Consider the following 14,028-nt stretch of genomic DNA (forward strand, 5'->3'; position numbering starts at 1 on the left):
AACAATATTGAGAGCTTCCGCCAATGCCTGTAGTCCGCCCCTTGCTGAAACTCAGCCTGCTGCTGAGCCTCAGCGCCAGCCCGTTCTTCGCTGCTGTCAGCTACGCCGAAGACACCGCCACTCGCCGCAGCTATCAGGTGCCCGCCGGCAGCCTGAGTGCGGCGCTCACCCGCTTTGCCGGGTTGGCGGGCGTCAATCTGTCGGTGGACCCGGCGTTGGTCAGTGGGCGCAGCAGCAGCGGTTTGTCCGGCGAGTATGCGGTCGAGGAGGGCTTTGCCCGCTTGCTGCAAGGCTCTGGCCTGCAACTGCAGCCGATGGGTGCACAGGCCTATATGCTGGTGCCGGCGCCGGAGGGCAGCAGCCTGGAATTGGCCCCGACGTCGATCCTCGGCACCACCGGCCTGTATGACGGCGACACCTACGCCGGGGGCCAAGTGGCGCGCCGCACGGCCCAGGGCCTGCTCGGCACGCGGGACTTCATGGAAACCCCGTTCAGCATCACCACCTACACCGCTGACACGGTGAAGAACCAACAGGCCCGCACCCTGGGCGACCTGATCGCCGCCGACCCGTCGGTACGCGCGACCAACCCGGCCGGTGGGCGCTACGAGCAATTCACCATTCGCGGCTTCAGCCTGTTCAACAGCGACGTGGCGTACAACGGCTTATACGGCGTGCTGCCGACTTACACCATCGACATGGAAATGGCCGACCGTGTCGACATCCTCAAGGGGCCGAGCCAGTTGATCAACGGCATTTCGCCGCGTGGCAGCGTGGGCGGCGGGATCAACGTGGTGCCCAAGCGCGCCACCGACAAGGACATCAACTCGTTTACCGGCAACTGGGCTTCCGACAGCCAGGCCGGCGGCGCAGTGGACATCGGTCGACGCTTTGGCGAAGACAACCAGTTCGGCATTCGCTTCAACGGCGTGAAGCAGTCCGGCGATACCGAGTGGGATCACCAGAGCGTCGACCGCGAAATGGCCGTGCTGGGCCTGGATTTTCGTGGCGAACGCTTGCGCCTTTCCACTGACATCGGCCACACCGAGCGCGACACCGATGCGCCGCAAGAGCGCGTACAGGTGGCGGCCGCAGCGCCGGTGCCCAGCGCCAATGACGTGCGCCGCAACTATGCGCAATCCTGGAGCAAGGCCCGCACCAACGACACCTTCGGCACGGTCAATGCCGAGTATGACCTCAGCGACAACGTGATGCTCTACGGCGGCATGGGGGCGCGCAAAAGCAACCACGATTTCCTGCGCCACGCGGTGTCCGTATCCAACGCAGCCGGTGACTTCAGCGTGCAGCCACGGGATTTCACCCGCGATGAAAACGTGCGCACCTACACCGCCGGCGTGCGCAACTGGTTCCAGACCGGGCCGGTGAGCCATGAGGTCAACCTGGCCGCCAGCTACTTCGACATGGACTTCACCAACGGAGGCGCGCGTTATACGTCGCCGTCGAGCAATCTCTACAACCCGGTGCAAACCCCCACGCCTTCGCGGCCGACGCGGTTTGATCCCAAGGTCTACACCGAAAACAAATTCAGCGGCGTGGCCTTGTCCGACACCCTGGGCTTCTTCGATGATCGCCTGTTGCTCACCCTCGGTGCGCGCTGGCAGCGCGTGAAGGTCGATGACTGGAGCGACGGCATCAAAGGTGATACCGCCTACGACGAAGAAAAGGTCTCGCCATCCGGCGGCATCCTGTTCAAGGCCACCGACAGGTTGTCGCTGTACGCCAACTACATGGAAGGCCTGAGCCAGGGCAAGATCGCGCCGTCCACCTCGATCAACGAAGACCAGATTTTCCCGCCGTTCATCAGCCGCCAGGTCGAAGTGGGCGCCAAGTACGACGCCGGGGCGTTTGCCGTGACCGCTGCGGTGTTCCGTATCAAGCAGCCGGCCTATGAAACCAATGCGACCACGCGGCTGTTTGGTCCCAATGGCAAACGCGAGAACTCAGGTGTGGAACTGAGTGTGTTCGGCGAACCGCTCAAGGGCTTCCGCCTGCTCGGTGGTGTGATGTACATCGACAGTGAGCTGAAGGACACCACCAACGGTACCTGGGACGGCAACCGTGCCCCGGCCACGCCCAAGTACAACGTCAACCTGGGTGCCGAATGGGATGTGCCGGGCCTCGAAGGCCTGACGCTGACCAGCCGTGGCATTTACTCCAGCTCGCAGTACCTGGATCAGTCCAACGTCAAGGAAATCGACGCCTGGAACCGCCTCGACGTAGGGGCGCGCTACGCGTTCAAGGTGGACGACAAACACATCACCTTGCGGGCGAATGTGGAGAACGTGGCCGATAAGCGCTATTGGAGTTCGGCCGGGGCTTCGGATGACAGTGAGCCGGGGCTGACCTTGTCGACGCCGCGTACCTATCTGCTGTCCGCCACCGTCGACTTCTAAGGGGGGACACCGATCAACCTGTGGGCGCTGGTTTGCTTGCGATAGGGAGGGGCGCCAGTCACAGCGCTATTTGCTGATGTAGCGTCATCGCAGGCAAGCCAGCTCCCACACCTGATTTTGGCGTTAATGAGAATGTTTTTTGATCACGCCGCGCCGATATGGAATAGTACCCGCCGTTTTCCCCGGCCTGTCTAGCGGGGTGTTTTAACGCCGAGGTCCTTGTCATGCGAATGCTGCGCTCCATCCCCACCCTTGCCGCCTGCGTGTTGGCGTTCTCTTCAAGCCTGCTGAGCGCCGCCCCCATCGACCTCAACGACGGCCAGCACGCGGTGCATCTGCCGGATGCGCCCAAGCGCGTGGTGGTGCTGGAATTCTCCTTTCTCGACAGCCTGGCTGCCGTTGACGTCACGCCCGTTGGGGCCGCCGATGATGGTGATGCCAACCGCGTACTGCCCCGTGTGCGCCAGGCCATCGGCCAATGGAAGTCGGTGGGCCTGCGCTCGCAACCGAGTATCGAGGAAATCGCCCGGCTCAAGCCAGACTTGATCGTCGCCGACCTCAATCGTCACCAGGCCTTGTACAGCGACCTGGCGAGCATCGCGCCGACCCTGTTGCTGCCGTCACGCGGCGAGGACTACCAGGGCAGCCTGAAATCCGCCGAGTTGATCGGCAAGGCGTTGGGCAAAAGCGCGCAGATGGAAGCGCGGATCCAGAAGAACCGCGAGAACCTCAACGCCATTGCGCAACAGATCCCGGCCGGCGCCAGTGTGCTGTTCGGTGTGGCGCGTGAAGACAGTTTCTCCGTACACGGCCCGGACTCCTACGCCGGCAGCGTGCTCGAAGCCATCGGCCTGAAGGTCCCTTCGGTACGCGCCAACGCTGCACCTACCGAGTTCGTCAGCCTGGAGCAACTGCTCGCCCTCGACCCCGGCTGGTTGCTCGTCGGCCATTACCGTCGCCCCAGCATCGTCGACAGCTGGAGCCAGCAGCCGCTGTGGCAAGTGCTGGGAGCGGTGCGTAACAAGCAGGTCGCCGAAGTGGACGGCGACAGTTGGGCGCGCAACCGCGGCGTACTGGCCTCGGAGCAGATCGCCGAAGACGCGCTGGCGATTCTCAAAGGCGGTAAAGCCGTACTGAGCCAATAAGCATGGGGCGCAGTCTCGCGGCGGCAGGCATTGTGCTGCTGGGTGCCGGCTTGTTCTGGCTGTCGCTGTACAGCTGGTCGCCGTTCACGATCACGGCGACGGATGCGTGGAATGGCCTGGTTCATCAAGGCCGCGTGGGCGGCAATATGGCCTACATCGTCGCCCAGCTGCGTGTGCCACGCGCGCTGTGTGCCGCCTTGGTCGGCGCCTGCCTGGGCTTGGCCGGTGCGTTGATGCAGGGCATTACTCGCAACCGTCTGGCCTCGCCGTCCTTGTTTGGCGTGACGGCAGGGGCGGCGTTGGGCTTGGCGTTGTTTTCCACCGGGCTGGTTGCGTTGCCGTTTGCGGGCGGTGCGTTGTTGATGACCTGCCTGGGGGGCGCGCTGGCCTGGATCACCGTATTCAGCCTCGGCGGCGCCTGGTCGCCGACTACGGCCCAAGGCCGCCTGGTATTGGCTGGCGTCGCGGTGGCGGCGTTGTGCGCGGCATTGACCCGGCTCACGGTGATCCTGGTCGAGGCCCAGGCGCAAAGCGTGCTCAACTGGCTGGCCGGTTCCCTGGCCAATGCCGGCGCCGCGCAAGTGCAATTGCTCTGGCCGTGCACCTTGATCGGCGGCCTGTGGGCGCTCTGGTGTGCGCCGCGACTGAACCTGATCAACCTCGGCGAAGACGCCGCACGCTCCCTGGGCGTGGGCATTGCCAGCCTGCGTTTGCAGGTGTTCATCGCCAGCCTGTTGCTGGTGGGGGCGAGTGTCTGCGCGGTGGGGCCGATCGGATTTGTGGGGCTGATCGCGCCGAATATCCTTCGTCAGTTCCTCGGGAATGACTACCGCTGGTTGATTCCGCTGAGCGCTGCGTTGGGCGCGGTGATCGTGCTGGGCGCCGACCTGCTCAGCCGCGCCGTGGCGTTTCCGGTGGAGACCCCGGCCGGTGTGGTCACCGCGCTGATCGGCGCGCCGTTCTTCCTCTTTCTTGCCAGGCGTGCCCTATGACCCGGCCACCATTGCGCTTATGGCTGCTGCTGGGCCTGTTGCTGCTGGCGACGTTAATCAGCCTCAGCGCCGGCACTGTGTGGCTCACGCCTGACGCTGTGTTGGACCGCTTGTTGGCCCACGACGCCCTCGACTTCGACGTCTGGAACCACCGCCTGCCACGCAGCCTGATTGCGATCCTCGCCGGATGCGCCTTCGGCCTGGCCGGGGCGATTGTGCAGGGTGTGATCCGCAACCCGCTGGCCTCGCCGGAGATCCTCGGCGTGACCCAGGGGGCGGGCCTGGCGCTGACCGTAGCGATCATCAGTTGGCCGCATATGCCGATTGCGTGGTTGCCGTTGGTGGCGTGCCTGGGTGGGGCCGGCGGTGCGTTGCTGTTGGCGCTGTACAACGCCGGGGTGAGTTTTTCCGGAGTGCGCTTTGCACTGTCCGGGGTGGCGATTGCGGTGACCTTGTCCAGTGTCACCGAGTTTCTGATCCTGTCCCATCCGCTGGATATCAACACGGCCTTGCTCGCCCTCACTGGCAGCCTGTGGAGCCGTAACTGGCACCATGTGGCGCTGGTATTGCCGTTCCTGGTGCTGATCCCCGTGGGCCTGTGCCTGGCCAAGCCGCTGAACCTGATTGCCCTCGGCGACGAAGCCGCCCACAGCCTCGGCACGGCACTTGGCCGCACTCGCTGGCTGGCCATGGCCTGCGCGGTGGTGTTGACCAGCCTGGGCGTGGGCGTGATCGGGCCGATCGGTTTTATCGGCCTGGTCGCGCCGCACATGGCACGTCGCTTGGTGGGCGGGCATCACCAGTATTTGCTGCCGGCGGCGATGCTGACGGGTGCGCTGTTGCTGGTGCTGGCCGACACGTTGGGACGCACGTTGATCGCGCCCAGCGAAATCCCCGCCGGGGTGCTCACGGCGGTGATTGGCGCGCCGTATTTTCTTTGGTTGCTGGCACGGTTCAAGGGCTGATCACATGAGTATTCTTCAAGCACGCGAGCTGGATATCGGCTACGGCACCACGCGTATTGTGCAGGGGTTGTCCTTTGTGCCGCCGACCGGAAAGGTCACCGCCTTGATCGGTCCCAATGGCTGTGGCAAATCCACCTTGCTCAAGGCCTTCGCGCGCATCCTCAAGCCGACCCAGGGTGAACTGACCCTGGATGGCCAGGCTTACACCAGCCTGTCCGCCCGCCAATTGGCGCGGCAGATCGCATTCTTGCCCCAGGTGTTGCCAGTGCCAGAAGGCGTCAGTGTGCGTCAGTTGGTCGCCTATGGCCGCAGCCCGCACAACTCATTGTGGGGACGCCTGAGCGGCAATGACCAAGCCCATGTCACCCAGGCCATGCAACGCCTGGAACTGGACACCCTGGCCGACCGCGCCCTGGCGGACCTGTCCGGCGGCCAGCGCCAACGCGCCTGGCTGGCCATGGTGTTGGCGCAGAACGCGCCGGTGGTACTGCTCGACGAACCCACCACGTACCTCGACATCAGCCACCAGGTCGAACTGCTCGACCTGATGGGCGAACTGGCTGGCGAAGGCAAGACCGTGATCACCGTGCTCCACGACATCAACCAGGCCTGCCGCTACGCCCACCACCTGGCGGTGATGCACGGCGGCAAGCTGGTGGCCGATGGTGCGCCGGGGCAGGTGATCACTGCCGAGTTGATGCGGCAGGTGTTTGAGGTGCAGGTGCAGGTGATGAGCGAGCCGGTGGCAGGCACGCCGATGTGCCTGATCAAAAAAAGCACCCGACCTCATACCTGACGTGGTTGAACGTGTGGTTTTGCTTCTTGTTGATAATGAAGTAACCCGGTTGAATGTATTGAAAAACCGTTTAATTGCGCGAGAAAACGCGTAAGTGGCTAATTGCAACTAGTGAAAGGATGGCTATTAGCTTCTAAGGCTCTGGCGCAAGGGTCTTGGCCATTATGTTTATTTTATTCCCGGTCTTCAGGAACTAGGGCTATAACTTCCAGTCGATAACCCCGGCTTACTCTCGCTTGGGTTATGGCTAACTAATGGCATGTTGCTGTAGTTCCAAATAGCCATACTTTCTCGCAACACTAGATACCTGAACATTATGTCGTCAGCGCCTATCGATGCCTGCCAGATGCAGATCCCGCACACCGAACAGGTGTGCGCGTGGCTGATGCAGCATGCCGGGCTGAAAACGGTGGACCTGGAGCGCGCCCGACGCTTGTCCACGGACGACCTGCTGAGCCTGCTGACACGCCTGGGCCTGGTCTCTGAAGTCGAATTGGCCCGCGCCTGGGCGGCGTTACTCGGCGCGCCGCTGTTATTGGCCGATGCCGCGCCGCCGTTGCTCGATCCCTTGCCCGTCTTGACCGAACGCTTCATGCGTCACTACCAGGTAGTGCCCATGGGCTGGACCCAGGGCGGCCTGCGGGTGCTCGCCGCCAACCCGGCGCAACTTTATCCGTTCCAGGCCTTGGCTTATGCGTGCCAGGTGCCGGTGTGGCTGGCCATCGGCCCGCGCAATGAAGTCGACACCCTGATCGAGCGCTACTACGGCCAGGGCCGCTCGGCCATGGGCACGCTGATCGAAAACCTCGATGAGCAGGGCGGCGCCGAGGAAGATATCGAACACCTCAAGGACATGGCCTCCGAAGCACCGGTGATCCGCCTGGTCAACCTGATCCTGCAGCGCGCCGTGGAACAACGGGCCTCGGACATCCATATCGAACCCTTCGAAAACCAGCTCAAGGTGCGCTACCGCATCGACGGCGTGCTGCACGACGCCGAAGCGCCGCCGGCCAGTTCATCGGCGGCGGTGATCTCACGGGTGAAGATCATGGCGCGGCTGGACATCGCCGAACGTCGGCTGCCCCAGGATGGGCGCATCATGCTGCGCATCCAGGGCAAGGAGCTCGACCTGCGCGTGTCCACGGTGCCCACCAGCTTCGGCGAGTCGGTGGTGCTGCGCTTGCTGGACCGGCAGACCGTGCAGTTCGATTTCCCGAGCCTGGGCTTTGACGGCCAGCGCCTGGCAAGCTTCCTCGATCTGCTGGAGCGCCCCCACGGCATCCTGCTGGTCACCGGGCCCACCGGTTCCGGCAAGACCACCACGCTCTACACCGCGCTGTCGCGGCTCAATACCACCGAGCGCAAGATCATCACCGTGGAAGACCCGGTGGAGTACCAACTCGAAGGCATCAACCAGATCCAGGTCAAACCTGCCATCGGCCTGGACTTCGCCGGGGCGCTGCGCTCCATCGTGCGCCAGGACCCGGACGTGATCATGATCGGCGAGATCCGCGACCTGGAAACCTGCCGCATCGCCATTCAATCGTCCCTGACCGGGCACCTTGTGCTTTCCACTCTGCACACCAACAGCGCCGCAGCCAGCATCACGCGGCTGATGGACATGGGCGTGGAAAGCTACCTGATCGCCTCGACCGTCAGCGGCATTCTCGCCCAGCGCCTGGTGCGGCGCCTGGATCCGGTCACCCGCGTGGCCTTTGAAGCGCCGCCGGAACTGATCGCGGAACACGGCCTGGATCGCCTGACCGAACAGCGCCCGATTCTGCTTTATCGCGGGGACTATCACGGCCGCAGCGCCCTGACCGAGCTGCTGGTGATGAACGACGAACTGCGCAGCCTGTTGATGCGTCACGCCGATGCCGCCACGTTGGAGCAGGCGGCTCGCCGCGCCGGTTTGCGCACGTTGTATGAAGAAGGGCTGCGCCAGGCCTTGGCGGGTATTACCTCGTTGGAAGAGGTGCTGCGCGTCACCCGTGGAGAGGGCGCGTGAGCCTGTTCAAGTTCCGCGCCCTGGACAGCCAGGGTGTGCCGCAGAACGGTACGCTGGAAGCGGCGGATCAAGTCGCCGCCGTCGCGGCCCTGCACAAGCGTGGCCTGTTGTTGTTGCAGATTGAGGCGGCCGGCAGCCCGCTCCTGCGCAACCCACGCGGGCAGTTGAAGGGCGCCGCGTTGGTGAGTTTCACCCAGCAGTTGGCGACGCTGCTGGGGGCTGGTCAGCCGCTTGAACGTTCGTTGAGCCTGTTGCTAAAGCAACCCGGTCAACCCCAGGTGCGTGCACTGATTGGGCGCATCCGTGATCACGTCAAAGCGGGTAAACCACTGTCCGCCGCCTTGGAAGAAGAAGGCGGCAGCTTCTCACCGTTGTACCTGAGCATGGTGCGCGCCGGTGAGGCGGGTGGCGCACTGGAGAACACCCTGCGCCAACTCAGCGACTACCTGGAACGCAGCGAGCGGCTGCGTGGTGAAGTGATCAATGCGCTGATCTATCCAGCCTTCCTGGTGGTGGGCGTACTCGGGTCCCTGGCGCTGTTGCTGGCTTATGTGGTGCCGCAATTCGTGCCGATCTTCCAGGACCTGGGCGTGCCGATTCCGTGGATCACCGAGGTGATTCTCGCCTTGGGTGAGTTCCTGGGCGCCTATGGCCTGCTGGTGTTGGCCGGGCTGATCGTGAGCGGTGGGTGTTGGGCGGCACGCCTGCGTAATCCGGCGTTTCGAGAACAATACGATCGGCGCCTGCTCGGTGTCCGTGGGATCGGCCCGCTGCTGCAACGTGTCGAAGCGGCCCGCCTGACGCGCACCCTCGGCACGCTGCTCAGCAATGGCGTGGCGTTGCTGCAAGCCTTGGTGATCGCACGGCAAGTCTGCACCAACCGCGCGCTGCAGGCCCAGGTCGGCAGTGCGGCGGAATCGGTCAAAGGCGGCGGCACCCTCGCCAGCGCGTTCGGCAGCCAGCCGCTGCTGCCCGAGCTGGCCCTGCAAATGATTGAAGTCGGCGAACAGGCCGGCGAACTCGATAGCATGCTGCTCAAGGTGGCCGACATCTTCGACGTCGAAGCCAAGCGCGGCATCGATCGCCTGCTCGCCGCACTGGTGCCGTCCCTGACCGTGGTCATGGCGGTGCTGGTGGCGGTGATCATGTTGGCGATCATGCTGCCGTTGATGAGCCTGACCAGCAATATATGAAGGAGCTGAACCCATGAGAAAACCACGCCGCCAAGGCGGTTTCACCCTGTTGGAAATGCTCGCGGTGATCGTGCTGCTGGGCATTGTCGCCACCATTGTCGTGCGCCAGGTCGGCGGCAATGTGGACAAGGGCAAGTACGGCGCGGGCAAGGCGCAATTGGCCAGCCTGAGCATGAAGATCGACAGCTACGCGCTCGACGTCGGCGCGCCGCCCACCAGCCTGCAACAACTGGTGGACAGACCCGGTGGCTATGCCAAGCCGTCGGACCTCAAGGACCCGTTCGGGCATGCCTTCGGCTATCGCTTCCCCGGTGAACACGGTGCGTTCGACCTGATCTTCTACGGCCAGGATGGCCAGCCGGGCGGCGAAGGTTATAGCGCCGACCTGGGCAATTGGGAGTAACGCGGCTATGTTCCAGCGCGGCTTTACCCTGCTGGAAATGCTGGTCGTGATCCTATTGATCAGCCTCGCCGCCGGGTTGCTGGGGATGGGCGTACGCCAAGGCCTGCAGGCGGCGAAGGAGCGCCGTGCGGTCGGACAGATGGTGGAGGCGTTGCGCACCACGCGGGCGGGGGCGATTGTCAGCGGGCAGTCCGCACGTACTGCGTTCGACCTGCGCGCCCGCACGTTCCAGGCGCCGGGCCGTGCGCTGCAACAGTGGCCGTCCGAGCTGCAAGTGACACTGCACACCGCCGAACAGGTGGGCCCCGCCGTCGAGTTCTATCCGGACGGCAGCTCCACCGGCGGCAATCTGCTAGTGGCCAACGGCACCCGGCGTTGGCGCATCGATATCGGCTGGCTCACCGGCAGCGTGCAATCCAAGGCGCTGCCATGAAGCACCAGGCCGGGTTCACGCTGCTGGAAATGCTCGCCGCGCTGACGCTGATGGCGGTGTGCAGCACGGTGCTGCTGGTTGCGTTCGGCCAGAGCGCGCGCTCGCTGTCCCAGGTGGCCCACAGTGACCGGCTCACTCATGCGGCGCTGACGATTTTCGATCAAGAGGCCGCAGGGCGATTGAGCAACGGCGTCAGCCAGGGCGAACTCGATGGTATCCACTGGCAACTGACCTGTACCCGTCAGCAAACGCATATTTTTCGTCTCGATCTGGTCGTTGGTGAGGGCCCGCACCAGGCCCGTTTCAGCACGTTGAAGGCGCGCCTGTGAAGCGCCGCGAACAGGGCTTTACCTTGCTGGAAATCCTTGTGGTACTCAGCTTGCTGGGCGTGCTGCTGGTGTTGGTCGGCGGCGCGTTGCTGGGTGCCAATCGTGCCGTGTCCAAGGCCCAGGCATATGCAGTGAGCCTGGATGAAATGCGCGCCGCTCAACAGTTTTTGCGCACGGCGATCAGCGAGGCGTTGCCCCTGGCGGTGGGTGAGGGCGATGGATTTTTCGTCGGCACGGCACAGCGCCTGGAGTTCGTCTCGACCTTGCCCGGTGTGCTCGGTGGTGGGATCCACCGGTTCAGCCTGCAACGGGTCGAACAGGGTCTGCAGGTCGGGTTTTCCCAGCGTGAACCCCAGGTGCTGCTGAACAATATCGAGGGTCTTCAATTCAATTATCGCGGCACGTCACCGCTGGGCCAGCCCACCGGTTGGGTCAGTGACTGGCCATGGTCCAGGCGCTTGCCTGCGGCCGTGCGCATCGCCGCCCACGTCGACGGCCCGGTGCCCTGGGTCACCCAGGTGATTGCCCTGCGCTTGAACCTGTCCAGCGGGAGCGTGGAAGAATGAGACGCCAACGCGGCGCGGCCCTGCTGCTGGTGTTGTGGGTACTGGCGTTGCTCAGCGTGTTGCTCGGCGGCCTGGCGGGCTGGGTGCAACTGGAAAGTCGCCAGGCCCTGTGGCTGCGCCAACATACCCAGACTGTTTTGGCCGCCGAAGCCGGCATCGCGCACGTCTTGGTCGACCGACGCTGGGTTGCCGATGGCCGCGATATCGCCCTGGCTTTTGACGACGCCCAGTTGCACGTCAGCTTGCGTAGCGAACGCGGCAAGCTCTACCTGATCAATGCCCAGGCACAGGATTTCACACGCCTGGCCCTGGCCTGCGGTGCCACTCCGGCCCAAGCGACACAGTTGGCCACGGCCCTCGACGCGCGACGTCACCAGGGCCTGGCGCCGTTCCGGGTGCTGGAAGAAGTGCGCCAATTGCCCGGCATGACGCAAACCCTCTACAGCCAATTGCTGCCCGAGATCACCTTGTGGAGCGACCTGGACCGCCCCGATCCCGCCTTCGCTAGCCCGCTGATGCGCAAGGCGCTGAACCTGCCGCGTCAGAACGCCGAAGGTGCCGACCCTGGCGAAGTGCTGGTGGTCGACAGCCGCGCCGAGCGCCCCGGCGGTTATCAGGCGCGGCTGCAAGTCACTGTTTTATTGAGCCCATCGGAGGACAGCGCACAACCCTATCGGGTGTTGCGTTGGCAAGAATGAATCGATTGGAACCCATTGCCCGGCACTGGCGCGGCAGCCTGCTGCAACAGGGTTGGCGCGTGTGGCTTGCGGAGTTGCGCGCCTGTGTGCCGAGTTGGTTGGCACGGCCGGAACCGCCGGAGCAGATCCACCACTGGCCGTTAGCGGTGCCGGTCGTGTCGAGCAGCACACGCCAAGTGCTGATGCTCGGCGCGGATGCCGTGCTGCTGCAACGCGTACAACTGCCTCTGGCCGCCGGGCGCAATCTGGAGGCCGTGGTCGGTTATGAACTGGACCGCTACACCCCGTTCGAGGCTGACCAACTCTACTGTGTCGCCCGCCAGGAGCGGCGCACGCCCAGCCACCTTGAGGTCACGCTGGTGGCGATCCTGCGCGAGCGCCTGGACCAGATGCTTACCGACTGCGCCGCCCTCGGCCTGCATCCCCATCGCGTGGACGCGGCAAACCTCGGTATCGACCTGCTGCCCGCACCGCTGCGCCCCCGTCAACGCCGGCCGGGCATGGGCTTGCAGCGTAGCCTGCCGTGGTTGTGCGGGGCCTTGCTGATCGCGGCGATGGTGCTGTGGCTCAACGACCGCCAGCGTGTCATCGACGCGATGCACACCAGCGTCCAACAGCAAAAAGCCCAGGTCGCCGAGGTGCATGCCCTGCGCCAGCAACTGCTCAATACCCGCGGCGCGGCGCAGTACCTCACCCGGCGCAAACTGGCGCAACCGCCGCTGGCCGCGCTGCTCAATGACCTGACCACCTGCTTGCCCGCCGACACCTGGCTGGATCAACTGGAGGTGAAGGACGGTGAGATTTCAATCTCCGGCCAAAGCGCCAAGGCCAGCGCATTGATCACCCGTATCAAAGGCTGCCGCAGCCTGGAAAACGCCCAGTTCGAAGGGGTGATCCAACCCGATGCCCGCACCGGCAAGGACCAGTTTGCCTTGCGTGCACACCTACGCCAGGAGGCTGCCGATGCGCCGACCCCTCACACCCCGTGAACGCCGTGGTGCTGCCTTGCTGGTGCTGGCGTTGGTGCTTGGCACGGCCTACTGGCTGTTGATCGACAGCTGGTTCGCCGGCCCCCTGCGCGACATGGGCGAACAGGCCGAACAACTGCGCGAGCAACAGCAGCGGTATGCCGGCGTGTTGCGTCAACGCGATGCACTGCGCCAACAGCTTGAGCAAGCCCGGCAGGATCCCGCCAGCAGCACCAGCCTATTGCCGGGGGATGACCCCGATGTGGTGGCCGCCGACCTGATGCAGCGTCTCGCCGACCTGATCAACAGCCACGCCAACCTCGGCGGCGGTTGCAGTTTGACCCAGCGCAAGCCCATCACCCCGGAGCAGGACGACGGCGAGCCGTATCGCCAGGTCAAGGTCAGCCTGACCCTCGATTGCGCCATCGAACCTCTGGAAGCCCTGCTGCATGAGTTGGAGTACCAGCCGCCGTTCCTGTTCGTGGATGAACTGCGCATCCGTCGCAGCCAGCAGGCGCCGGCCAATGGCGGTGCGGGCAAGTTGGTGGTGCATCTGTTGGTGCGCGGCTATCTGCAACCGGCGCGGGTGACGCCATGATCGGCAGACTACGCCCCGTGGAGTGGGGCCTGCTCGGCTTGTCGGGCTTACTGGGCGTGTTGATGGCGGTGATTCTCAGCAGTATCGGCGATGAACCGCAGTGGCTGCCTGAAGCGCCCACGCGCGCCCATCCTACCGCTCAGGTCCAGGTCGCGCCGAGTGTCCCGCTGGAAAACCTCGCCGCCACTTGGCAAACGCCGCTGTTCAGCCCGGACCGCAGCCCGGATCGCGTCGTGGGCAAAGCCCAAGGCGCCAGCCTGGCCAACCTGACCCTCAGCGGCATCATGATCACCGGCAACCTGCAAATGGCCATGCTCAAACAGGCCGACGGCCGCGCCCTGACGGTCCGTCTCGGCCAGGCCCTGCCCAACGGCTGGCGCCTGGACCACCTCACCCCGCAATACGCCCGATTCAGCCTGGACGGCCGCACGCAAACCTTGAGCCTCTACGCCAAGCGCCTGCCGCCGCCGTCCAGCAGGCCCCCCATTACTTTGCCCCGCGAGCCTCTCCCTTGATCGAC

General features: G+C 64.5%; 15 protein-coding genes. All 15 read left to right on the forward strand.

Translation table 11 applies throughout. The features are described 5' to 3' along the window. Positions 1 to 23 precede the first annotated feature (23 nt). The 15 genes from AB4O08_RS22435 (at position 24) to AB4O08_RS22505 (ending at position 14,023) form a co-directional block, all read left to right on the forward strand. A complete protein-coding gene (locus AB4O08_RS22435; protein ID WP_010209184.1) occupies positions 24 to 2,414 on the forward strand; it encodes a TonB-dependent receptor in 2,391 nt (796 codons plus the stop codon). A 230-nt stretch (positions 2,415 to 2,644) separates the two neighbouring features. Beyond that, positions 2,645 to 3,559 carry a Fe(3+) dicitrate ABC transporter substrate-binding protein FecB gene (locus AB4O08_RS22440; RefSeq protein WP_373422424.1) on the forward strand — a complete coding sequence of 305 codons (915 nt, stop codon included), beginning with the start codon at positions 2,645 to 2,647 and terminating at the stop codon, positions 3,557 to 3,559. A gap of 2 nt (positions 3,560 to 3,561) precedes the next feature. Then, positions 3,562 to 4,551, forward strand: coding sequence for an iron-dicitrate ABC transporter permease FecC (gene fecC, locus AB4O08_RS22445; RefSeq protein ID WP_021491088.1), 990 nt, complete (start codon positions 3,562 to 3,564; stop codon positions 4,549 to 4,551). Further along, positions 4,548 to 5,516, forward strand: coding sequence for an iron chelate uptake ABC transporter family permease subunit (locus tag AB4O08_RS22450; protein ID WP_010209189.1), 969 nt, complete (start codon positions 4,548 to 4,550; stop codon positions 5,514 to 5,516). Before fecC ends, AB4O08_RS22450 begins: the two co-directional genes overlap by 4 nt. A 4-nt stretch (positions 5,517 to 5,520) precedes the next feature. After that, a complete protein-coding gene (gene fecE / locus AB4O08_RS22455; protein WP_021491086.1) occupies positions 5,521 to 6,312 on the forward strand; it encodes a Fe(3+) dicitrate ABC transporter ATP-binding protein FecE in 792 nt (263 codons plus the stop codon). 316 nt (positions 6,313 to 6,628) lie between these two features. After that, positions 6,629 to 8,320 carry a type II secretion system ATPase GspE gene (gspE, locus tag AB4O08_RS22460; protein ID WP_021491085.1) on the forward strand — a complete coding sequence of 564 codons (1,692 nt, stop codon included), beginning with the start codon at positions 6,629 to 6,631 and terminating at the stop codon, positions 8,318 to 8,320. Continuing rightward, on the forward strand, positions 8,317 to 9,513 hold the full coding sequence (gspF, locus tag AB4O08_RS22465) for a type II secretion system inner membrane protein GspF (protein ID WP_042571766.1): 1,197 nt from the start codon (positions 8,317 to 8,319) through the stop codon (positions 9,511 to 9,513). Before gspE ends, gspF begins: the two co-directional genes overlap by 4 nt. Before the next feature lie 13 nt (positions 9,514 to 9,526). Next, positions 9,527 to 9,916, forward strand: a complete 390-nt coding sequence (locus tag AB4O08_RS22470; RefSeq protein ID WP_010209194.1) for a type II secretion system protein GspG — start codon at positions 9,527 to 9,529, stop codon at positions 9,914 to 9,916. A gap of 7 nt (positions 9,917 to 9,923) precedes the next feature. Further along, the gene (locus AB4O08_RS22475) at positions 9,924 to 10,349 is read left to right on the forward strand and encodes a GspH/FimT family pseudopilin (RefSeq protein WP_021491084.1); all 426 of its coding nucleotides are present in this window, start codon (positions 9,924 to 9,926) and stop codon (positions 10,347 to 10,349) included. Next, on the forward strand, positions 10,346 to 10,678 hold the full coding sequence (locus AB4O08_RS22480; protein WP_047540668.1) for a type II secretion system protein: 333 nt from the start codon (positions 10,346 to 10,348) through the stop codon (positions 10,676 to 10,678). The genes AB4O08_RS22475 and AB4O08_RS22480 overlap by 4 nt, the downstream gene beginning before the upstream one ends. Next, on the forward strand, positions 10,675 to 11,244 hold the full coding sequence (locus AB4O08_RS22485; protein WP_021491082.1) for a prepilin-type N-terminal cleavage/methylation domain-containing protein: 570 nt from the start codon (positions 10,675 to 10,677) through the stop codon (positions 11,242 to 11,244). Before AB4O08_RS22480 ends, AB4O08_RS22485 begins: the two co-directional genes overlap by 4 nt. Continuing rightward, positions 11,241 to 11,942 carry a hypothetical protein gene (locus AB4O08_RS22490; RefSeq protein WP_010209198.1) on the forward strand — a complete coding sequence of 234 codons (702 nt, stop codon included), beginning with the start codon at positions 11,241 to 11,243 and terminating at the stop codon, positions 11,940 to 11,942. Before AB4O08_RS22485 ends, AB4O08_RS22490 begins: the two co-directional genes overlap by 4 nt. After that, a complete protein-coding gene (locus AB4O08_RS22495; protein WP_021491081.1) occupies positions 11,939 to 12,931 on the forward strand; it encodes a PilN domain-containing protein in 993 nt (330 codons plus the stop codon). Before AB4O08_RS22490 ends, AB4O08_RS22495 begins: the two co-directional genes overlap by 4 nt. Beyond that, the gene (gspM, locus tag AB4O08_RS22500; protein WP_010209200.1) at positions 12,906 to 13,508 is read left to right on the forward strand and encodes a type II secretion system protein GspM; all 603 of its coding nucleotides are present in this window, start codon (positions 12,906 to 12,908) and stop codon (positions 13,506 to 13,508) included. Before AB4O08_RS22495 ends, gspM begins: the two co-directional genes overlap by 26 nt. Continuing rightward, entirely contained in the window at positions 13,505 to 14,023 is a 519-nt protein-coding gene (locus AB4O08_RS22505) for a general secretion pathway protein GspN (protein ID WP_010209202.1), read from the forward strand. The genes gspM and AB4O08_RS22505 overlap by 4 nt, the downstream gene beginning before the upstream one ends. Positions 14,024 to 14,028: the final 5 nt, after the last annotated feature.

Source organism: Pseudomonas sp. H3_E07 (assembly GCF_054668895.1).

Excerpts from the sequence above, each read along its gene's own strand:
- AB4O08_RS22435 (WP_010209184.1), top strand. The coding sequence starts at position 24 with ATGCCTGTAGTCCGCCCCTTGCTGAAACTCAGCCTGCTGCTGAGCCTC.
- AB4O08_RS22440 (WP_373422424.1), top strand. The coding sequence starts at position 2,645 with ATGCTGCGCTCCATCCCCACCCTTGCCGCCTGCGTGTTGGCGTTCTCT.
- fecC (WP_021491088.1), top strand. The coding sequence starts at position 3,562 with ATGGGGCGCAGTCTCGCGGCGGCAGGCATTGTGCTGCTGGGTGCCGGC.
- AB4O08_RS22450 (WP_010209189.1), top strand. The coding sequence starts at position 4,548 with ATGACCCGGCCACCATTGCGCTTATGGCTGCTGCTGGGCCTGTTGCTG.
- fecE (WP_021491086.1), top strand. The coding sequence starts at position 5,521 with ATGAGTATTCTTCAAGCACGCGAGCTGGATATCGGCTACGGCACCACG.
- gspE (WP_021491085.1), top strand. The coding sequence starts at position 6,629 with ATGTCGTCAGCGCCTATCGATGCCTGCCAGATGCAGATCCCGCACACC.
- AB4O08_RS22470 (WP_010209194.1), top strand. The coding sequence starts at position 9,527 with ATGAGAAAACCACGCCGCCAAGGCGGTTTCACCCTGTTGGAAATGCTC.
- AB4O08_RS22475 (WP_021491084.1), top strand. The coding sequence starts at position 9,924 with ATGTTCCAGCGCGGCTTTACCCTGCTGGAAATGCTGGTCGTGATCCTA.
- AB4O08_RS22480 (WP_047540668.1), top strand. The coding sequence starts at position 10,346 with ATGAAGCACCAGGCCGGGTTCACGCTGCTGGAAATGCTCGCCGCGCTG.
- AB4O08_RS22490 (WP_010209198.1), top strand. The coding sequence starts at position 11,241 with ATGAGACGCCAACGCGGCGCGGCCCTGCTGCTGGTGTTGTGGGTACTG.
- AB4O08_RS22495 (WP_021491081.1), top strand. The coding sequence starts at position 11,939 with ATGAATCGATTGGAACCCATTGCCCGGCACTGGCGCGGCAGCCTGCTG.
- gspM (WP_010209200.1), top strand. The coding sequence starts at position 12,906 with ATGCGCCGACCCCTCACACCCCGTGAACGCCGTGGTGCTGCCTTGCTG.
- AB4O08_RS22505 (WP_010209202.1), top strand. The coding sequence starts at position 13,505 with ATGATCGGCAGACTACGCCCCGTGGAGTGGGGCCTGCTCGGCTTGTCG.